This is a genomic window from Melioribacter sp. Ez-97 (assembly GCF_051488665.1).
Lineage (GTDB): Bacteria > Bacteroidota > Ignavibacteria > Ignavibacteriales > Melioribacteraceae > Melioribacter.
Window position 1 is genome coordinate 454605 of record NZ_JBPSEG010000002.1, and the last position, 19548, is coordinate 474152.

General features: G+C 41.7%; 19 protein-coding genes and 1 tRNA gene. 4 read left to right on the forward strand and 16 right to left on the reverse strand.

Annotated elements, in window-relative coordinates:
• Positions 1 to 20: 20 nt before the first annotated feature.
• The 16 genes from ftsA to ACSSWA_RS04525 form a co-directional block, all read right to left on the reverse strand.
• A complete protein-coding gene (ftsA, locus tag ACSSWA_RS04450) occupies positions 21 to 1262 on the reverse strand; it encodes a cell division protein FtsA (protein ID WP_437355360.1) in 1242 nt (413 codons plus the stop codon).
• Positions 1259 to 2032, reverse strand: coding sequence for a cell division protein FtsQ/DivIB (locus ACSSWA_RS04455; protein WP_437355361.1), 774 nt, complete (start codon positions 2030 to 2032; stop codon positions 1259 to 1261). The genes ftsA and ACSSWA_RS04455 overlap by 4 nt, the downstream gene beginning before the upstream one ends.
• Entirely contained in the window at positions 2029 to 3408 is a 1380-nt protein-coding gene (gene murC, locus ACSSWA_RS04460) for a UDP-N-acetylmuramate--L-alanine ligase (RefSeq protein WP_437355403.1), read from the reverse strand. Before murC ends, ACSSWA_RS04455 begins: the two co-directional genes overlap by 4 nt.
• Before the next feature lie 17 nt (positions 3409 to 3425).
• Positions 3426 to 4529 (reverse strand): undecaprenyldiphospho-muramoylpentapeptide beta-N-acetylglucosaminyltransferase, encoded by a 1104-nt coding sequence (gene murG / locus ACSSWA_RS04465; protein WP_437355362.1) that lies wholly within the window; start codon positions 4527 to 4529, stop codon positions 3426 to 3428.
• On the reverse strand, positions 4526 to 5638 hold the full coding sequence (locus ACSSWA_RS04470; RefSeq protein WP_437355363.1) for an FtsW/RodA/SpoVE family cell cycle protein: 1113 nt from the start codon (positions 5636 to 5638) through the stop codon (positions 4526 to 4528). The genes murG and ACSSWA_RS04470 overlap by 4 nt, the downstream gene beginning before the upstream one ends.
• Positions 5639 to 6985: a UDP-N-acetylmuramoyl-L-alanine--D-glutamate ligase gene (murD, locus tag ACSSWA_RS04475; RefSeq protein WP_437355364.1), complete on the reverse strand. Its 1347-nt coding sequence runs from the start codon at positions 6983 to 6985 to the stop codon at positions 5639 to 5641.
• Positions 6985 to 8094, reverse strand: a complete 1110-nt coding sequence (mraY, locus tag ACSSWA_RS04480) for a phospho-N-acetylmuramoyl-pentapeptide-transferase (RefSeq protein WP_437355365.1) — start codon at positions 8092 to 8094, stop codon at positions 6985 to 6987. The genes murD and mraY overlap by 1 nt, the downstream gene beginning before the upstream one ends.
• On the reverse strand, positions 8094 to 9503 hold the full coding sequence (locus ACSSWA_RS04485; RefSeq protein WP_437355366.1) for a UDP-N-acetylmuramoyl-tripeptide--D-alanyl-D-alanine ligase: 1410 nt from the start codon (positions 9501 to 9503) through the stop codon (positions 8094 to 8096). Before ACSSWA_RS04485 ends, mraY begins: the two co-directional genes overlap by 1 nt.
• Positions 9500 to 10969, reverse strand: coding sequence for a UDP-N-acetylmuramoyl-L-alanyl-D-glutamate--2,6-diaminopimelate ligase (locus tag ACSSWA_RS04490; protein ID WP_437355367.1), 1470 nt, complete (start codon positions 10967 to 10969; stop codon positions 9500 to 9502). The genes ACSSWA_RS04485 and ACSSWA_RS04490 overlap by 4 nt, the downstream gene beginning before the upstream one ends.
• Position 10970: 1 nt before the next feature.
• On the reverse strand, positions 10971 to 12992 hold the full coding sequence (locus ACSSWA_RS04495; protein WP_437355368.1) for a penicillin-binding protein: 2022 nt from the start codon (positions 12990 to 12992) through the stop codon (positions 10971 to 10973).
• A complete protein-coding gene (locus ACSSWA_RS04500; RefSeq protein ID WP_437355369.1) occupies positions 12985 to 13305 on the reverse strand; it encodes a septum formation initiator family protein in 321 nt (106 codons plus the stop codon). Before ACSSWA_RS04500 ends, ACSSWA_RS04495 begins: the two co-directional genes overlap by 8 nt.
• Position 13306: 1 nt before the next feature.
• Entirely contained in the window at positions 13307 to 14227 is a 921-nt protein-coding gene (gene rsmH / locus ACSSWA_RS04505) for a 16S rRNA (cytosine(1402)-N(4))-methyltransferase RsmH (protein ID WP_437355370.1), read from the reverse strand.
• Complete coding sequence (mraZ, locus tag ACSSWA_RS04510) at positions 14224 to 14673, reverse strand: division/cell wall cluster transcriptional repressor MraZ (RefSeq protein ID WP_437355371.1); 450 nt, start codon at positions 14671 to 14673, stop codon at positions 14224 to 14226. The genes rsmH and mraZ overlap by 4 nt, the downstream gene beginning before the upstream one ends.
• 179 nt (positions 14674 to 14852) lie before the next feature.
• A tRNA-Thr gene (locus ACSSWA_RS04515) sits at positions 14853 to 14925 on the reverse strand.
• Positions 14926 to 15058: 133 nt separating this feature from the next.
• A complete protein-coding gene (locus ACSSWA_RS04520; RefSeq protein WP_437355372.1) occupies positions 15059 to 15751 on the reverse strand; it encodes a tetratricopeptide repeat protein in 693 nt (230 codons plus the stop codon).
• Positions 15744 to 16055 carry an HU family DNA-binding protein gene (locus tag ACSSWA_RS04525; RefSeq protein WP_437355373.1) on the reverse strand — a complete coding sequence of 104 codons (312 nt, stop codon included), beginning with the start codon at positions 16053 to 16055 and terminating at the stop codon, positions 15744 to 15746. Before ACSSWA_RS04525 ends, ACSSWA_RS04520 begins: the two co-directional genes overlap by 8 nt.
• A 241-nt stretch (positions 16056 to 16296) precedes the next feature.
• Between ACSSWA_RS04525 and ACSSWA_RS04530 the strand changes: the two genes are divergently transcribed.
• From ACSSWA_RS04530 to ACSSWA_RS04545, 4 genes are all read left to right on the forward strand, one after another.
• Positions 16297 to 16671, forward strand: coding sequence for a hypothetical protein (locus tag ACSSWA_RS04530; RefSeq protein ID WP_437355374.1), 375 nt, complete (start codon positions 16297 to 16299; stop codon positions 16669 to 16671).
• Positions 16672 to 16722: 51 nt separating this feature from the next.
• Positions 16723 to 17022: a hypothetical protein gene (locus tag ACSSWA_RS04535; RefSeq protein WP_437355375.1), complete on the forward strand. Its 300-nt coding sequence runs from the start codon at positions 16723 to 16725 to the stop codon at positions 17020 to 17022.
• 90 nt (positions 17023 to 17112) lie between these two features.
• Positions 17113 to 17316: a heavy-metal-associated domain-containing protein gene (locus tag ACSSWA_RS04540; protein ID WP_437355376.1), complete on the forward strand. Its 204-nt coding sequence runs from the start codon at positions 17113 to 17115 to the stop codon at positions 17314 to 17316.
• A 1-nt stretch (position 17317) separates the two neighbouring features.
• On the forward strand, positions 17318 to 19528 hold the full coding sequence (locus tag ACSSWA_RS04545; protein WP_437355377.1) for a heavy metal translocating P-type ATPase: 2211 nt from the start codon (positions 17318 to 17320) through the stop codon (positions 19526 to 19528).
• The last annotated feature ends 20 nt before the right edge of the window (positions 19529 to 19548 follow it).

Genomic DNA, 19548 nt, shown 5'->3' on the forward strand with positions numbered 1-19548 from the left:
TCCTCCTTGTTGTGGTAGTTTTATAAATTCTCAAAAAACTCTTGTATCTTTTTGAATAAATTTATTTTAATCGGTTTCTTTTCTTTACGAATATCTTTGGCTTCCGAATACTCGGTTGCCGATTTGCCTGGCATTCCTTTAATCAAACCTGCGGCTGTGGCAAATTCCGGACTTTCGATTTCACCGGAGAGTCCCGTGCCCAATTCGAGCGGCACTCCGATTCTTGCGGGCAGTCCGAAAACTTCTTCAGCCAGTTCGGTGGACCCTCTCAAAAGCGAACCTCCGCCCGTAAGCACAACTCCCGCTTTTATTTTATTTTTCAATCCGGTCTGCCGCAGTTCATTATCGATCAGCATAAAAAGTTCGCGCATTCTGACGCTGATAATTTGAGTAAGCAGCGTCAACGGAATTTTAATATTCCCCCTAGCGCCGACGCCTTTTATATAAATATCTTCGTCTTTAATTATAGCGCTTTCGAGCGCATAGCCGTATTCTTTTTTCAACTTTTCGGCGTCGGCAGTAACAATGCCGAGAGTTTCCCGGATATCGTTCGTAACCTGATTTCCGGCTACGCCGATTACTTTCGTATGTTTAATCGATTTATGATGAAATACGGCGATGTCGGTCGTTCCTCCGCCGATATCGATCAACAAAACGCCGAGGTCTTTTTCGTTTTCTTCCAGCACGGACAAACTCGAAGCGATCGGTTGAAGAATCAGTTCTTTAATTTTATAACCGGCGCGTTCAACCGATTTTTTAATATTTTGAATTGCAGGCGACGAAGCCAGAACTACATGATTGACGGCTTCGAGCCTGGAACCGCACATGCCGATCGGGTCTTCGATTCCTCCCTGATAGTCGACGAAAAATTCTTCCGGTATAATGTGAAGTATTTGTCTGTCGGACGGAATTCTTATAGTGTGAACGTCCGACTTGAGACGGTTCAGGTCTTCTTCGGTTATTTCCCGTTCGGGATTATTGATCGTTACATAGTTTCGATGCCTAAGACTCGTAACATGCTCGCCGGCGACGCCCACATTGATTTCTTCAACGCTCAAACCGGCTCTGTTGATTGCGATATTCATTGCTTCGCTAATCGCTTCGGCAGTCTTGGATATATTCGCCACAAGACCGCGATTCAACCCTTCCGAGGGAGCAACGCCGAATCCCAGTATGTTGATATTGTCCTCCGCGTGCTCGGCGATAACAGCGCAAACTTTCGTAGTCCCCAGATCGAGTCCGGCTATAATATTTCTTTTCATGTTTGGTCTTCTCCCGATATTATACTATCTGCGGCAAAGCCGAAATAAATATGTTTGTTATACCTCAAATCGACATACTCGATTAAATTATTTGCTTCTTTACCTTTCAGATAATTCCAAAGAGCATTGAAATAAACTATTTTTCTCGCTTCGTCTCCCCTGCCGAATACGACGGGATAGTCGAACAAAGAAAAAGTCATTACCACGTCCCCCCCGTTCCTCATATCGATAACAGAAATATTGCCGTAGAGCTCGGGGTTGACGAGTTTTATCCCGCTCAAAATTTTTGAGGCGGTCGCTATGTCATTATTTTTTTTCAAACTTATAAACGGTTTTATTTCTCCGTCCAGATAAGGATTAGTAATAACCGGATAATCTACGCGCTCGGTTCCTTCAAGCAACGGCACAGGCTCGAGTTTGTCCGTAATCAGAAAATGCTTTTGATTGTCGATTAATACCGCGTCGAAATTTTTCTCGTGAAGTATAACCGTAACCTTTCCGTTGTTTGTATAGCTTACGTCCGCATATTGTACGTACGGATGCTTTTCAAATCTGTCTTTTATAATCTGCAGGTTTAGTTCGTTATAATTTTTTCTATCCAATAAATTTGCAAAGTTCAGGTACTTTTCTTTAGAAAGATGATTGTTGCCTTCCAGCGTTATCAAATCGATTTTATAATTCTCCTTTTCCAGAGTAACCGCAAAATATCCGATAATCGTAATCAGCAGCGTAAAGAATATAATACCCGCTATGTATCCTTTGTTTTTCATTTATTTTGGGATTTTAAAAATTCGACAAATTTTTCGCCGTATTTCCAGATGTCTCCCGCGCCGAGCGTAATGATAATGTCGTCCTTTTTATAAATCGATTTAAGCAGCTCCGGTATTTTATTTTTATCGGCTTCGTAAATCACATTTTTATGACCGAATTTTTTTGCAGCGTCGGCAATCATCTGCCCGGAGACGCCTTCGATCGGTTTTTCCCTTGCCGGATAAACGTCGGTGCAAATAAAAACATCGGAATTAAGAAACGAGCGTCCGAATTCAAGATAAAAATCGCGCGTTCTCGAATAAAGATGCGGTTGAAACACGGCTACCAGCCTTCTCTTCCAGCCCTTTCGTATCCCGTCGAGCGTTACGTTAATTTCCGTCGGATGATGCGCGTAATCGTCTATAACCATTACGTCGTTATCGTACTTTTTCTCGAAGCGGCGGTATACTCCCGTAAATTCTCCGAGAGCTTTTTTTATCGTATCAAACGGCACGCCGAGTTCTTTTGCAATCGTAACGGCTACAAGCGAATTTTTTACGTTGTGAACTCCCGGGACGTTAAGTTTAATCCTTCCGAGAATTTCTTCTTTATAGACGACTGTATATTCGGAAGAATTTTCTTTATGAGAAATATCGACTGCCTGAACGTCGGCTTGAGGCGAGAGTCCGTACGTAAAAATTTTCTTTTTAATCAAAGGAATAATGTCTTGCAGCGCGGGCTCGTCGAGACAAAGGACTACAAAACCGAAGAACGGCACTTTGTTGGCAAATTCTACAAAAGCCGATTTAATGTCGTCCAGGTCTTTATAAGTATCGAGGTGTTCCTTTTCCAGCGTTGTAATTGCCGCAATTACGGGAGTTAACATTAAAAAAGTTCTGTCGAATTCGTCCGCTTCGACAACGATGAATTCGCCGTTTCCCAGACGCGCGTTCGTGCCTCCGAGACCGCTCAACTTGCCGCCGACGATAATCGTGGGGTCGACGCCCGCTTCGGTCAAGACTAATCCGACCATTGAAGTTGTAGTCGTTTTACCGTGAGTGCCCGCAATGCCGATTCCGTATTTCATTCTCATGCATTCGGCAAGCATTTCGGAACGCTTTATAACGGGAATCTTTTTTTCGATAGCGGCGCTTACTTCCGGATTGTCTTTATTTACAGCAGAAGAATAAACCACAACGTCGGCTCCTTCGATGTTTGCCGGATCGTGACCTTCGTAAATTTTTATTCCGAGAGATTCCAGTCTGTCTGTGATTTCCGTCTTGTTCAAATCGGAACCGGTAACATTGAATCCCTGATTCAATAATATTTCCGCAATCCCGCTCATGCCGATTCCGCCAATGCCCACAAAGTGTACGTTTTTTACGGTTTTCATCATCATAAAAAATCGACTCCTTAATTTATTTGTTCCGCCATGCCGATTGCCTTTTGGGCAATCACAGAGGCGGCTTCCGGTTTTGAAAATGTTTTTATCGCATCGGATAATTTTTTAAGTTTTTCGTCGTCTTTGATTAATTCGATCAATTTGTTTTTCAGCTCCGACGTTAAATTTTTGTCTTCAATTAAAACAGCCGCATTCGACTCAGCCAGGGCAAGAGCGTTGAAATACTGATGATTGGCGGCAACATTCGGAGACGGCGCAAGAACAGCCGCTTTGCCGAGAGCCGAAAGTTCGGCAATTGTAGTAGCTCCCGCCCTTGCAATTACAAGATCGGAAGCCGAATAAGCCGCCTGCATGTCTTCGATAAACGGCATAATTTTTATTTTTTCCGCATTATATTTTTTATACTCGTCATAGTAGAGCTTGCCCGTCTGCCAGATTAATTGCAAGTCTTCCTTTTCAAACAAATCCACAATTCGAGCCGCCGATTCGTTTAACGACCTGGCTCCCAGGCTGCCTCCCAAAATCAACACGGTTTTTCTAGCGGGGTCCAATCCGAATTTTTTTGCAGCTTCATTTTTATCGATCAGGGACAAATCAACCCGTACGGGATTTCCCGTCGCATAAATTTTATCTTTAAAGCGGAAATATTTTTTGCTTTCCTCAAACGTCACATGAATTTCGTTTGCCTTTCTTTCCAGCAGTCTGTTTGCAATACCCGGATAACTGTTCTGTTCGAGCAGTATGATTTTAGAACCGATAACGGAAGCCGCCCAGATAACAGGTCCCGAAACATATGCGCCGCAGCCGACGGCTACGCGGGGTTTAAACCGCATCATAAACAACAGAGATTGAAATGCGGAGACAATAAGTTTAACCGGGAACAATAAATTCCTTAAATCGAACTTGCGATAGAATCCGCTTATCCAAATACTTCTAAATTCAAAACCGTACTTAGGAACCACCTGCGATTCGATTTTATCTTTATTCCCGAAAAAGACGATTTCGGATTCGGGATGTAATTTCTTAATATACTGAGCCACGGCAATAGCAGGATAAAGATGACCGCCCGTTCCGCCGGCGGCAAATACAAAACGATATGGATTCGTATTCTTCATCCTACCTGAGCCAATTTTAATTTTTCCGTTTGCATAGTTTGATAAGCAACGTTAATAATGATCCCTATCGAAACTCCCATAAAAACTACCGACGTACCGCCGAAGCTGATGAAAGGCAGCGTAATGCCGGTAGTCGGAAACAAACCGGTTACCACAGCCGCGTTGATGAATGCGCTTACAAGGATATTAAAACCGAGTCCGAAGACGAGCAGCTGACCGAATTTATCCTGAGCTTTTTTGGCAATTATCAGACAAATAACAAAAAGAGCGAGATAAGTGAACAAGATTAACGCCGTTCCGATAAATCCTGTTTCCTCGCCGATTATCGAGAAAATAAAATCGCCGTATGATTCGGGCAGAAAGAGGTCGCTCTGCCTGCTGTGACCGAAACCCAATCCTTTCAAACCTCCGCTGCCCAATGCAATCTTTGCCTGAGTCACCTGAATATTGATATCGCTTCCGGTCATAATACTGTTAATAAAATCAAAAAGCCGCTCGCGCGAATGTTTATACAACATTACGGCAGAGCCCACAAAGAAAATTCCGACTGACAGAATTCCGGAAATGTGTCTGAAACTCGCTCCTCCCACGTAAAGCAAAACAAATGAAGTAAATGCGATTATCAAACTCGTGCTTACGTTCGGTTGAAGAATAATCAGTCCGCACACAAGACCGATCCAAACGAGAGCATATACAAAACCTTTCTTGAAATCGGCAATCAATTCTCCTTTTCTTTCAATCAGAGCCGACAAATGAATTATCAAAAGAATCTTGACAGCTTCCGAAGGTTGAAAACTAATCAGTCCCAGGTCGAGCCACCTGGCCGCTCCTTTTACTTTCGGCGCGAAAATCAAAGTGGCAATCAACAGAACGAGCCCGGATATCATCATATATTTGCTGTATTTCCGGTAAAGGTCATACGGCGTTAATGAAAACGCCGCAAGAGCGAAGAGAGCCAGAGCGACTTTCAAAATATGCGACTTGAACATCGAATAGTAATCGTTGTATCTGGTCATGCTGTATGTGCCGCTGGCTGTAAATACCATAATGGCGCCGAGAAGCACAAGAGCGATTACGATGATAATCAATATTTTTATTAGCGTTTTCATTTATTTCAAATTATTAACCGCTTCTTTAAAAACTTTTCCGCGATGTCCGTAATTGTCGAACATATCGAAGCTGGCGCACGCCGGCGACAAAAGGACCACCGACCCGGGCTTGGCTTCTTTTCTTGCCGAAACAACGCAGCTTTCCAATGATTGTTTATATTCCGTAGGAACAATATCCTTGAAAAAATCATAAACTTTGTTTGCCGAAGAACCGATGGCGTATATTTTTTTAACTTTCCGCGCTACGAGGTCTTTGATTTTATTGTAATCGTTGCCTTTGTCCTTACCGCCCAGAATCAGATAAATCGGCTTATCAAAACTGTTGAGCGCATACCAGACCGAATCAACGTTTGTAGCCTTTGAATCGTTATAATATTCCACGCCGGAGAGTTCGCGCACGAATTCGATACGGTGTTCCACGCCTTTAAAAGACGAAAATGCGCTTTTAATTTTCTTGTTTGGTATTCCGATTTTTTTTGCCACAGTCAAAACCGCAAGAGCGTTAGAAACGTTGTGAGGACCTTTAATAAACAAATCCGAGACTGCGCAAACGGTTTCCTTCGTCAGGTCCGAGAAAATCATATTTCCGTCTTTTACATACGAGCCTTTGAGCATTTCCTTTTGAAGCGAGAAACCGTACTTGTTCACGTCGGCAGCCGGCATTAAATCGATTACATTCGGATCGTCGGAGTTATAGATCAAAACATCGTTCGAAGTTTGATTTTTGAGTATATTCATTTTCGACCGGGCGTAGAGCTCAAAGTCATTGTTATATCTGTCAAGGTGATCGGGAGTAATATTCAAAATCACGGCAAAATCGGGCTTGAAATATTTAATAAAATCGAGCTGGAAACTCGATACTTCCAGAACCGCATAATCATTTTCGCCTATCTCCGTAACAACATCTGAAAAAGGAGTTCCTATATTTCCCGCAGGAAATGTCTTGAAGCCGCTCAGGCTTAATGTATAGTTCATTAATGAAGTAGTAGTGGTTTTTCCGTTGGTTCCGGTAATTGCAATTGTTTTACCTTTATTGAACCAGCTTGCAAATTCGAATTCGCTGAAAATTTCAATGCCTTTATCTTTTGCGTCCGCCAGAATGCCCGAAAACGACGGTACTCCGGGACTCGTTACAATAAAATCGCATTCGAATACTCTTTCGGAATGTTTGTCGGTTTCGTAAGGAATATTCTCGTTTTCCAGAACGGAGATCCATTTAAGAATCGATTGTCTGCTTGCGGAATCGCTCACAAAAGGGAGAGCTCCCATTTTTTTTGCAAGCTTAGCCGCCGCAATGCCGCTGTCTGCCGCGCCTATTATCGATATTTTTTTTCCTTTAATATCCATTATCTTATCTTGAACGAAGTTAAACTTATTATTGCCAGTATAATCGTAATTATATAGAAACGAACTACGATTTTGGGTTCCGCCCAATTCAATTGCTCAAAATGATGATGAATCGGAGCCATTTTGAAAACGCGTCTGCCTTCGCCGTATTTTCTTTTAGTGTACTTGAAATAAAGTCTTTGAATAATAACCGACAGAGTTTCGGCAAAATAGATTCCTCCGAGAATCGGAATCAGTAAATCCTTTTTAATTACGATCATCATCACGCCGAAAGCGCCGCCCAAAGCGAGCGATCCGGTATCCCCCATAAAAACGTCCGCCGGATAAAAATTGTACCATAAGAAACCGAGTCCCGCTCCGATTAGAGCGGCTATGAAAACTGTTAATTCTCCGCTGCCGGGCAAATACATTATATTGAGATAATCGGCATAAATTACATTGCCCGTCACATAAGCGAGTATGGCAAGCGCAAGCATTACTATTATCATCGTACCGATTGCCAATCCGTCGAGCCCGTCCGTTAAATTCACCGCATTCGAAGTTGCTGTTATTATAAAAACTACCCAGGGAATGTAGAGGTAAGAAAAATCCCAGTTCAGATTCTTAAAGAACGGCAGAGTAGTTTGAGTATTATACTGAGCAAATTCGGGCAGGTAATAAACCGCCGTTCCAACAACCAATCCGACAAAAATTTGTCCCATTAATTTATACCGCGCAATCAGACCGGTTGGCAATTTTCTTACTACTTTCAGATAATCGTCAAGAAAACCGATAAAGCCGAGAACAATAGTCGCAAAAAGTACGAGCAGAATAAACTTGCTTTTGATATCGCTCCATAGTAAAACAGGCACAATTACCGAAAGCAGAATAATTATTCCGCCCATTGTTGGCGTGCCCGCTTTCTTTTTGTGAGTCTTCGGACCGTCGTCTCTTATCGGCTGGTCAATCTGACTTTCTTTTAATTTTCTAATGATTTTCGGGGCAATCATAAACGACATAACAAGCGCCGTTATTGCCGACAAAGCCGATCTGAAAGACAAAAACCGGAAGACGTCGAAGCCCGGCGGATTAAAAATTTCGTTTATGTAATCGAACAAATAATAAAACATTATTCAAATCTCTCTTTTATGATTTTCACAAATTCCTCCATCGCCATACCTCTCGAACCTTTTACTAGAATTACGAAGTCTTTCAGTTCTTCGTATTTCAGGTAGAGCGACAATTCTTCCCTGTTTTTAAAGTGTATGGTTTTAATTCCTCTTTTCTTTAATTCATTGCTCGTGTGTTTCATGTAATTGCCAAGCGTGAGCGCATAAAGATTTTTATCGGGTTTGAATATGCCCGCAAGTTCTTTATGTATTTTTGCCGACTGTTTTCCGAGTTCATAAATGTCGCCGAGGATAAATATTTTTTTCTTGTATCCCTTGATTTTCTTTACGAGTTTATATGCGGCTTCGACGGAAGCGGGACTCGAATTATAAGTATCGTCAATCAGAAACACGCCGGGTAATTTAATCGCGTTAAGTCTCCCTTTCGCGGGGATAAGATTTTTCGACGCTTTATCGAGTTCTTTCACGCCAATGCCCGCATTCAACGCGACTGCGGCGGCGGAAAGAAAATTGATTGCATTAGCTTCGCCGTATAACGATAGTATAAATTCTTTGTCAATCTTTCCGTAACCGATTCTGAGTTTTGTCCTGCCGTCTTTTTCATAGCCGGTAATTTTTCCTTTTACAACAGGTCTGTTTCGAAATCCATACGTTACGACATTCTTAAAATTTTCTTTATTCTTTTTAAGTACCGGGTCGTCAATATTAATAAAAACTGTTCCTCCTTTTTGATCGGCTACTTTCAACAGAGCCGATTTTTCCCTGTAAACCGTTTCCCTGTTTTTTAAGAATTCAATATGAGAATCGCCAATATTGGTTATCAGCGCAAAATCGGGCTCGGCAATTCGAGCTGTATACTCGATTTCCCCGAAATGATTAGTGCCGTGTTCCAATACTACGAATTCCGTCTTTTCGCCGGCGGACAAAAGAGTAAGCGGCACGCCGATATGGTTGTTGTTGTTTGCTTCGGTTTTAACCGTTGCAAATTTCTCTGAAAGAATCGAAGCCAGAATATCTTTGGTTGTGGTTTTCCCGTTGCTGCCCGTTATAGAAATTACCGAAGCGTTGAGTTTCTTCCGCCACTTATGCGCAATTTCGCCCAATGCTTTCAAGGTATCGGGCACGGCTACTATTGCGGTTCGATAAGTATTGTATTCTTTCGATTCGAATATTTTTTTCAGTTTTCTTTTATTGACAACGAGGGCGTCGGCTCCTTTTTTAACGGCTTCGCCAATAAAATCGTGTCCGTCAAACCTCTCGCCTTTTATTGCAACGTAAATGCATCTGCCTTTAATTTTCCTTGTGTCGATCGAAACGTTATATTCCGGTTTATAATAATCCGGATTATAGATTTCCGCTCCGTTAAGCTCGAACAAATCTTCCAACGTTATTTTAATTTTTCGGCTCATAGATCCAAATATTTAATAGCAGTTTCTTTATCCGAGAAATGAGTTCTAACTCCGTTTACTTCCTGATAATTCTCATGACCCTTTCCGGCAATCAGAATCACGGCATCCTTTTCGGAATTTTGTATCGCTTTTTTAATAGCCTCTTCACGGTTTTCAATGACGGAATAATTATCCTTTTTAATGCCTTTAAGAATTTCGTCGATGATTGCCGAGGGATTCTCGGTGCGCGGATTATCCGAAGTAACAAAAACCTTGTCGCTCATTTCGGAGGCAATTCTGCCCATTACCGGTCGTTTGGATCTGTCGCGGTCGCCTCCGCAACCGAAAACCGTATAGACAGGGCGAGTATTGCCGACGATATTTCTAACGGCTTTTAACGCCTGCATAAGAGAATCCGCAGTATGCGCGTAGTCGATTATTATTTTCTTTTCGCCTCCGGAGACCACTTCGAATCTGCCCGGAACCTGCGGCGAATTTTCAATGGCTTTAATTATTTCGTCCGTATCGATCGACTCCAGCGCGCCAACCGCAAAAGCAGCAGCCGCATTGTAAGCGTTAAAATGACCGATCAACTTCGTGCGCAATTTGTATTCTTCATTTTTATATACAATAACGAAATCTGTTCCTTCGAGCGAATAAGATATTTCTTTAATTCTGAAGTCCGCCTTTTCGGATGCGCCGTATCTGACTACTTTTGCTTTCGTATCGCTTACAATTTCATTCGCATTCGGGTCGTCCGCATTAATAACCGCCGCGGCATTTTCGGAAAGCATGTCGAACAATATTTTTTTCGCTTTGAGATAGTTTTCAAATGTCAGATGGTAATCCATATGATCCGACGTAATATTCGTAAAAACCGCGTAATCGAAATCGAGATAATCCGCGCGGTGCAAATCCAGAGCGTGCGACGAAACTTCCATCGAACAATATTTACATCCGGCATTAACCATTCTATCGAGCAGATAATTAATTTCATGAGACTGCGGAGTTGTGAGCATCGTCTTTATTTCTTCGCTTCCGACATAATTCGCAATAGTTCCAATCAAGCCGGCTTTACGTCCTGTATATTCAAAAAGCGATTTGAGAAAAAAAGCCGTCGTGGTTTTTCCTTTCGTGCCCGTTACTCCGACCAGTTTAATCTTTTTGGAAGGACTGCTGTAAAATCTGTCCGAAAATTCCGCCAGCGACTTTCTGCTGTCTTCAACCACAATTTTAACGGCATTGTAATGTTCAAAGATTTGGTCGGGCAATGCAGCCTGGTTTTGAAGAACTACCGCCCGGACGCCTTTATTCAAAACGTCCTGAATAAATTTATGACCGTCGGTTTTAAAACCTTCGATTGCAAAGAAGAGAGAATTTTCGTTCACATTCCGGGAATCGATCGAAATATTAGTTATCTCTTTTTCTTCGGCGTTTCCCGTTACTTGTTTTACGCGCACGTTATTTAAGAGCTCGTTTAATTTCATTTCAGTTGAGATTCAATACTTTCTTATTGATATTCAATTGACATTTAACATTGCAAACCGCTCCGGCGGTAATTTTGGCACCGGGTTCGATGCTTTGCGACACAACTTTTCCGCTTCCGCTAATTTTATATTTGACGCCGAGTTCGTTTAAGATCACAATTGCATCCCGTAAATTCATATTTCTCAAATCGGGCATAACGCCTTTTTGAATGTTCTTATTAGCCGGTTTTTCGGGAAGTATCTTTTTTTCGTTTGTCGGATTAAAGAACTTATCATAATTATTTTCTTTGGCGTTGATATCTTCCGCAATCAGTTTATCAATCAATTTCTTTTTTCTGACTATTTTCTTTCTAACCGGAGCCAGATTCAAATCATACTCAAGGAGCCGATTGGCTACATTCTTAAATACAGGCGCGGCAACCAAGCCGCCGTATCTGGCAATCTCCGGCGAGTCGATTAAAATCAGGCATACAATCTGAGGATTATCAGCGGGCAAATATCCGATGAACGAAGAATTGTACTTGCCTTTAACGTACTTTCCGTCGACCAATTTTTGCGACGTGCCAGTTTTGCCGCCCGCATAGACGTAATCGAGTTGAGCCGCCGTAGCGGTGCCGTTTTCAACAACGCCTATCATCATTTCCCGTATTTTATCCGATACTACTTTATCAATCACTCTTCTGATCTTTTTCGGTTCGGAAGCGCTGATAACTTCGCCGTTTGAATTCGTAATCTTTTCAACCACATAAGGTTTGTATAAAATTCCGCCGTTAATAAGCGCGCTGAACGCCGTTATCATTTGCAAAGGAGTTACCGAAAATTCATATCCGAACGACATAAAAGCTTTTGAGAGCTTTGAAAAGTTCTTCGGTTTTTTCAAATAGCCTTCGGCTTCGCCGGAGATTTCGATGTAAGTCGGATTGCCAAAGCCGAAATTTCTCAAATACCTGTAAAACAGTTCGTCCGGTATGCGGGTAGATAACTTAGCCATTCCAACATTACTCGACTGTTCGAGCACTTCCCGCACTGTGAGAATATCGTGAGGATGAGTGTCGGTAATTCTGGTTCTGTAGAAAGTAATTTTTCCGCCTTCCACGTCGATAGGCTCGTTTTCGTCAGCAAGCTTTTCATTAAACAATATCGAAAGTATAAACGGTTTTATCGTCGAACCGGGTTCGTAAGTGTCCGTAAGCGCCCGGTTTCTCCTTTCGGAGTCGGTAAAAAGATTGTAATTTGCAGGATCGAAGTCCGGTATGTTTGCCAGAGCAAGTATGGCGCCGTTGTTCGGATTCATTATAATACCCACGCCCGAATTGCCGTTGTATTTTTTAATGCCGGCAATTAGCTCTTCCTGTAAAATTTTTTGATAAGTTTTATTTATTGTAAGAACCACATTATTTCCGGGCGAGGGCGGGACGGAATGTTTTTCGTCCACCGAAATTATTTTACCCAAAACGTCTCTTTCGAAAAGATATCTGCCGTCCTTTCCGGTAAGAATGTCGTCATAAACTTTTTCGATGCCTTCGACGCCTTTCAATTCCCTGTTGACATAACCGATAAGATGAGCCGCAAGATTTCCGTACGGGTAGACGCGCGTAAAATCTTCTTCGTAAAAGAAACCGTCTATAATCAGTTTCTTGAGTTCGAACGCTTTGGACATAGGCACTTTTTTTGCGATACAAACGTTGCGCTTGCCGTTGCGTATAATTCTTTTATAATAAGAAACCGGTTTGCCTAACGTTTTCGAAAACGCTTTCGATATTGTGTCTATTTTGGATTCATTCATCATCCTGGTATCGACGAAGAACGATACGTTGTCCCGCGTAAACGATAAGACTTCGCCGTTACTGTCTTTAATAACTCCTCTTTCGGCCTTGATTATTCTGGGTTTGTTCTGCTGGCGTTCGGCGATTAAAGTATAGTACTCGTTTTTAAGTATTTGTATCGAAAAAAGTTTAGCCAGCAAAAGCAGAAAAAAGAGGAAAACAAATCCGGTTATAATCAAAGCTCTCGAATTAATCATATTTTTCTTGCAATATTTTTTCGAGCTGTTCTATTTGATATTTATCCACACGTATTGTGTTTAGATTTTCAATAGGGCTTAACATTCCGAGAGTGTCTTTAGCAATTTTTACAATCCTTTCTTCCGAACTTAATTTTTGTATTTCGACCGTATTCATTTCGATACGGTTCAGTTTTTCGTTGAGCAATTCGGTCTTGGTAATTTTTTCGCGCGTCATATTTTTGATTTCGTTGACCGTAGCGACGTGCAGAAAAATCAAAAATGCAAAAACAAATACTATAAAGATGAAACGTATTGTAGACGATCTGCTCATATTAAATCCTCTCGGCAGCTCTTAATTTTGCGCTTCTTGCGCGACGGTTTTTTGCAATTTCTTCTTCTGCCGGCGCAATCGGTTTTGTATTGACCAATTTGAGTCGTGCTTCTTTACCGCAGACGCAAATCGGGCTTTGAGGCGGACATACGCACTCGAGGGTTTCATATTTAAACTTTTCTTTTACAATTCTGTCCTCGAGCGAATGGAAAGTAATTATTACTATTCTGCCCCCTTTATTGAGCAAGTCGATCGACTTGTCGAGAAAAATTTCGAGTTCTTCCAGTTCGTTGTTAACATAAATCCGGAGAGCCTGAAATACGCGCGCAAGGGATTTATTGAGAAATTTGGGCGGCGTCAATTCGGCAATTATGTTTTTTAACTGGTTTGATGTTTCAAATTTATTGGTCTTCCTGTATTCCGCAATTTTCCTGGCAATCTGTCTCGATTTTTTTTCTTCGCCGTATTTGAAAATAATATCCGCCAATTCTTCTTCCGAAGCGTTATTCAACAGCTCGGCCGCAGTAATGCCTTCCGACTTATTCATCCTCAGATCAAGGGGCGAATCCTCTCTGAAAGTAAAACCTTTTTCAGGATCGTCGAGTTGCAGAGAAGATACCCCGAGATCTAAAAAGATGCCGTCAAACATTTCAATGAACTCGATTTTTGCGATAACGTCTATATTCGTAAAAGACGTATTATAGACGATATATCTGGATTCGTTTTTAAAAAAATTTTTGCAATAGTTGAACGCTTCAAAATCTTTATCCGTAGCAACGAGCTTTCCCCTGTCGCTCAAAGAATTCAAAATTTCCCCTGCGTGTCCGCCGTAGCCTGCCGTACCTTCAAAGTAAGCGCCGTCTTTGTTCCATACCAATAACTCCACGCTCTCCTTCAGGAGAACCGGTTCGTGTCGACTCATTTTTTCTTATTCGACATTACCTGTTTTGCAATTTCGGCAAACGATAATGTATTTTCTTTCTTATGCGCTTCGTAAACTGCGGGGTTCCAGATTTCGATTTTCTTGTTTTGTCCCAGAATAAGCACATCCTTTTCGATTTCGGCAAACTCGATCAGCTTTTTCGGAATAAGCAGCCGCGATTGCGAGTCGAGTTTGTCTTCCGAGGCATACTCGAACAAAAGCCTTTTGAATATCGATTCTTCCGGGTCGAAATCGTCAAGTTGATTGATACGCGGTAGCACTTCTTCGCGCCATAAGTCGAGCGGATACAAATCGATGCATTGTACGATTCCTCTTGTCATCACAAACGTCTCGTTGGCAGCTTCGTTGATATACTTCCTGAACTTGGACGGTATACTCACCCTCCCTTTGGCATCCATCGAATATGTGAAGCTACCTATAAACATATTTCTCCACTTTTACACACTTTTTACCACTTGGGTGCAAAATAACTGTTTTTATATGGGATTGTCAAGACATTTTTCCAAAAAAAATAAAAATATCCGCATTCGTGTGATGCGGATATTCCGGGGTAAAAATTAATTGTTGAGGAGAATGAATAGAAATATCGGAAGGAAAAAACTTGAGCCATCTGGGGGACTTGAACCCCCGACCCGCGCATTACGAATGCGCTGCTCTACCAACTGAGCTAAGATGGCTTATTTTTTAACTTATATAAATCTTATCTTAATTTCTTTTTATGACGATTCTTACGAAGTCTTTTTTTACGCTTGTGCGTCGCCATTTTATGACGTTTTCTCTTTCTACCGCAGGGCATTTATTTTCTCCTTTTTAATGTGAATTAATCAATTCCTGAGCTCTTTTACCGATATTGTTGTTCGGATTAATTTCGACGGCTTTTCTCCACCACTCGACCGCTTCGTCGTGTTTGCCCGAAGTCAAACTAACGATTCCCAGATTGAGATGCGCAATCTGATGCTTCGGATCGTACTTGAGAGCTTCTTTCATCCATTTCTCGGCTTCGGGATAATTTTGCAGGTCATAATAACAAACGCCCATATCCACCAGCACGTCAGGATTAGAAGGATCGAGCTTAAGATATTCTTTGTACCTGTCGATTGCTTTTTGTTTAAATCCCGAATCGTTCAGCATATGAGCCAGAGTAAGAATTTTTTCTTTATCCGCCGGATTTGTTTTGAGTTCATTTTCAAGGGCGTTGATTTGTTGAAGATTCGACAAGTCTACGCCTTTATGAACGTCCTCAAAACTCTGGGCGGTATTTTGAGCGACCTCCGGCTCGTCGAATACACCGGAATAATAAAGAATAACTCCGCCTGCAACAATCAGTAAAAGAACAATATATAAAATCTTATTAAAACTAAGTTCTTTTTCTCCGGGGGAATTACTTTCCGGATTTTTTTCTTTTTTAGTTTTCCCCGCTTTGGCGCCGCAGTATGGACAATAGACGAATTCTTTTTCGAGCTTTTCTCCGCATACGATGCAATTTTTTGTTTCGTTACTCATTAGAACCGGCTTTCTCTTTTTCTTTCATTCCTCTGTCGACAGCTTCCTTAAAATCTTTCGAGAATTTGAATACCGGCACATAATGTTCGTCTACGAATACCTGTTCGCCCGTTCTCGGATTACGAGCGTAACGGGCTTTTTTCTTTTTAACCTTGTAACTTCCAAATCCTCTTATTTCAATACCGTTACCTTCCTGAAGCGCCTGAATAACAGTATTTAGAAAACCTTCAATAATTGCTTCGGTTTCAAGCTTAGTCAATCCAGTTCCGTTTGCAACCCGTTCTACAATGTCTGCTTTAGTCATCTCGGCACCTTTTACGCTATTTTAAATTTTATAGCACGGAAAAATATTAAATATTCCGATAAATTCCAATTATAAAATGACTTACAGATATATCAAATCCAAAGTTTGTTTCATATTGATACACGAATCTAAATTTAAGTCTGATTTTTCCCTAAAAAAGCTAATTTTTGCTCCGTTTTCGCATGGCACAGGAATTGATAAAGTAGTAATAAACATTAACGGAGATCGAAAGGAGTTCGAAATGACACTGTTGCCAATTATATATACAAGCTTGATTTTCTTTTTCAGTTTGATGGTGCTGGTTCTTCTGGTCTCTTATATCACCTTCAAACTGAGGAAACAAGAAAATCCCGCAATCGTCGAAGAAAGAAATAAATTAATCCAGAACCAGTACAGCTATCCGAAGCCGGCGACAGTAAAACCGTATTATCAATATTATGAAAAACCGCGCGGCGAAATCCGTCCCGTCGAAACAAAGAAGCCGCAAAGGCGGTCGAGCTCCCATCGTCGTCATCAGATTACGTCCGGAAAAAAACGGATCGAGATAATCAACGAAAAGTATACTGACGTAAGCGCTTCTTATAATAACGTATTCTTTAATAATTATGCGGATTAATTCCGGCTTGCTTTAATTTATGGAGTAATTTGTATATTTTAGGTTATGGAATTGATACCTATTATATACAAGATACTCCTGGTAGTATTGTTTCTCTTCCTTTTAAGCATCGGCATATCGTATGTCAAGAACAGAAAAAGCATTAACGGACAAACTCAAAAGACAAATACGCCAGTAGTTAAAAAGAGCGCGGTTCCAAAGACTCCCCCGCAAAAGCCCAAGATTGACCCCGAACCGAAAGAAGAAAAATTCTACAAACCCGTAGTTACCAATTCGGGCACCCAGGAAAAAAAGAGCGCCAATCCCCGCATCGAAATTATCAGGGACTTAAAATCAAAAGGAAAGAAATAGTTGAATCCGTCCGAATTTTTATTTATCTAACTTCCATTAAGAACAAATTTTTATTCAAAAGCGTTATTGAATTTTAAAAACGGAGGACTTATGCAGAACAAAGAATTTAAGATCGAAGGAATGAGCTGCCAGCATTGCGTAATGGCGGTCAAAAAAGAACTCTCTTCTCTCGCTCTGGAATCGGCGGATGTAGAAATCGGGAAAGCCAAAGTTCAATACGACGAATCAAAAGTTACCGAAGAACAAATTAAACGCGCAATCGAAGAAGCCGGATATAAAGTGGTTGAAAACTGAAATGAAAAATTATAAACTCCCCGTTGAAGGGATGACGTGCGCAAGCTGCGTTGCGCGAGTGGAAAAGATAATAGGGAAATTCGACGGCGTTAAAAATGTCAACGTTAATCTTGCCACCGAAACCGTTGCGTTTGAAACCGAGAAAGACGTCGATTTAAACAAAATTGCCGAAGCCGTCAAAGAATACGGCTACCAATTGCGAACGGACGTCCTCAAAAACAAAGAGGAAAGTTCCAAAGAAGAGGAAAGCGACGGATATTACACCGAACTCAAAAAGGAATTCTACTTTGCGCTCGCTTTTACCGTCCCCATTTTCATAATAAGCATGTTAATGGGATACGAATTCTTTCAAAAGTTATTTCCGCTGACCAAAATACAAACCGAGAAGACGCTTTTTCTGCTGACGACTCCCGTAATTTTTATTTCGGGCAAACGATTTTATACTTCGTTCTGGAATAATCTGAAGCATTTTGCATTCGATATGAATTCGCTCGTTGCAATCGGCACGGGCGCCGCATACGGTTACAGTACGATTGCTATATTATTCCCCGAATTGTTCGACGCTCAGCCGCATGTCTACTTCGACACGTCGGTCGTTATTATTACTTTGATATTAATGGGCAAATTGCTCGAACATTCTTCAAAACGGAAAACCAATACGGCTGTGCGTAAATTGCTCGAGCTGCAGCCTAAAACCGCAAGAATATTAATTGACGGACAGGAACAGGAAATCAATATTTCCGATTTGAAACCGGGCGACATAGTTGTCATCCGACCAGGTGAAAAAATCCCCGCCGACGGGGTTATTGTAAGCGGAGCATCTTCTGTCGACGAATCGATGCTTACCGGCGAAAGCATTCCGGTTGAAAAAACTGCAGGATCGAAGGTTGTCGGAGGCACAATCAACAAATACGGAACGTTCAATTTCAAAGTTACCCGAACGGGAGAACAAAGCGTACTGGGACAAATTATTCAACTTGTGGAGAACGCACAGGCAAGCAAACCGCCGATACAAAAACTTGTCGACAAGATTGCCGCAGTTTTTGTGCCCGCGGTTATTATTGCGGCTGTAATTACTTTTCTGGGCTGGTATATTTTTTCGGCAGATCATTCGATCAGCCGGGCGTTAATTAATTTCGTCGCGGTTTTAATAGTTGCCTGTCCCTGCGCGCTCGGACTGGCTACTCCGACTGCTATTATTGTCGGACTCGGCAAAGGCGCCTCCAACGGCATTTTAATCAAAGACAGCGAAAGCATAGAACTCGCACACAAAATATCAGTAATGATATTCGACAAAACAGGCACGATTACGGAAGGCAAACCGTCGGTAAAAGATGTTATTACTTTGAATAATTTCGACAAAGACGAATTACTGATTTACACTGCTTCGCTCGAAAAAAAATCGGAACATCCGCTGGCAAAAGCGATAACGGATTATTCTCGAAACCGGAATCTGTTTGAGCCGAAGACTTTCCAAAGTTTAACGGGATTCGGAATAACGGGGATAGTTAATAACAAAACTGTAATAGCGGGAAATTTCAGTCTGATGAAAGAATATTCGGCAGCTACGGCAGAAGCAGAAAAAATCTTTAATGATATTTCCGCCAAAGGAAACACCGTTATATGCGCAGCCATCGAAGGTAAGCTTGCGGGATTTATTATAATCGAAGACAAGATTAAGCCGGAAGCTCCCGAAGTTATAACCCGTCTGAAAAAAATGAATATTAAGACCGTTCTGCTAACAGGCGACAACAGAGCAACGGCTGAAAATATCGGAGCAAAGGCAGGATTCGACGAAATCAATGCCGAAGTATTGCCGGATCAAAAAGTGGAGACTGTAAAAAGATATCAAAGCAGCGGCGAAGACAAAATTGTCGCTATGGTAGGAGACGGAATTAACGACGCTCCCGCGCTAGCTCAGGCGGATTTAAGCATTGCAATCGGCACCGGCGCCGATATTGCTATTGAAGCGGCTCAAATTACGCTTACGGGCGGAAAATTAACAGGCGTTATTAATGCGATAAATCTGTCCCGGGCTACGATCAGAACAATTAAACAAAATCTTTTCTGGGCGTTTATTTACAATACGGCATTAATTCCTCTGGCTGCATTCGGCATGTTAAACCCGATGATAGCCGCTCTGGCAATGTCCTTCAGCTCCGTTTCGGTCGTTTCCAACTCGCTCCGTTTGAAAAACCGCAAATTAGATTGACTTCCGACAAAAAAAGCCAA

What these genes read in the sequence shown, in the direction of transcription:
- ftsA (WP_437355360.1), bottom strand. Translation starts at nt 1,262, where the DNA reads ATGAAAAGAAATATTATAGCCGGACTCGATCTGGGGACTACGAAAGTT.
- ACSSWA_RS04455 (WP_437355361.1), bottom strand. Translation starts at nt 2,032, where the DNA reads ATGAAAAACAAAGGATACATAGCGGGTATTATATTCTTTACGCTGCTG.
- murC (WP_437355403.1), bottom strand. Translation starts at nt 3,408, where the DNA reads ATGATGAAAACCGTAAAAAACGTACACTTTGTGGGCATTGGCGGAATC.
- murG (WP_437355362.1), bottom strand. Translation starts at nt 4,529, where the DNA reads ATGAAGAATACGAATCCATATCGTTTTGTATTTGCCGCCGGCGGAACG.
- ACSSWA_RS04470 (WP_437355363.1), bottom strand. Translation starts at nt 5,638, where the DNA reads ATGAAAACGCTAATAAAAATATTGATTATCATCGTAATCGCTCTTGTG.
- murD (WP_437355364.1), bottom strand. Translation starts at nt 6,985, where the DNA reads ATGGATATTAAAGGAAAAAAAATATCGATAATAGGCGCGGCAGACAGC.
- mraY (WP_437355365.1), bottom strand. Translation starts at nt 8,094, where the DNA reads ATGTTTTATTATTTGTTCGATTACATAAACGAAATTTTTAATCCGCCG.
- ACSSWA_RS04485 (WP_437355366.1), bottom strand. Translation starts at nt 9,503, where the DNA reads ATGAGCCGAAAAATTAAAATAACGTTGGAAGATTTGTTCGAGCTTAAC.
- ACSSWA_RS04490 (WP_437355367.1), bottom strand. Translation starts at nt 10,969, where the DNA reads ATGAAATTAAACGAGCTCTTAAATAACGTGCGCGTAAAACAAGTAACG.
- ACSSWA_RS04495 (WP_437355368.1), bottom strand. Translation starts at nt 12,992, where the DNA reads ATGATTAATTCGAGAGCTTTGATTATAACCGGATTTGTTTTCCTCTTT.
- ACSSWA_RS04500 (WP_437355369.1), bottom strand. Translation starts at nt 13,305, where the DNA reads ATGAGCAGATCGTCTACAATACGTTTCATCTTTATAGTATTTGTTTTT.
- rsmH (WP_437355370.1), bottom strand. Translation starts at nt 14,227, where the DNA reads ATGAGTCGACACGAACCGGTTCTCCTGAAGGAGAGCGTGGAGTTATTG.
- mraZ (WP_437355371.1), bottom strand. Translation starts at nt 14,673, where the DNA reads ATGTTTATAGGTAGCTTCACATATTCGATGGATGCCAAAGGGAGGGTG.
- ACSSWA_RS04520 (WP_437355372.1), bottom strand. Translation starts at nt 15,751, where the DNA reads ATGAGTAACGAAACAAAAAATTGCATCGTATGCGGAGAAAAGCTCGAA.
- ACSSWA_RS04525 (WP_437355373.1), bottom strand. Translation starts at nt 16,055, where the DNA reads ATGACTAAAGCAGACATTGTAGAACGGGTTGCAAACGGAACTGGATTG.
- ACSSWA_RS04530 (WP_437355374.1), top strand. Translation starts at nt 16,297, where the DNA reads ATGACACTGTTGCCAATTATATATACAAGCTTGATTTTCTTTTTCAGT.
- ACSSWA_RS04540 (WP_437355376.1), top strand. Translation starts at nt 17,113, where the DNA reads ATGCAGAACAAAGAATTTAAGATCGAAGGAATGAGCTGCCAGCATTGC.
- ACSSWA_RS04545 (WP_437355377.1), top strand. Translation starts at nt 17,318, where the DNA reads ATGAAAAATTATAAACTCCCCGTTGAAGGGATGACGTGCGCAAGCTGC.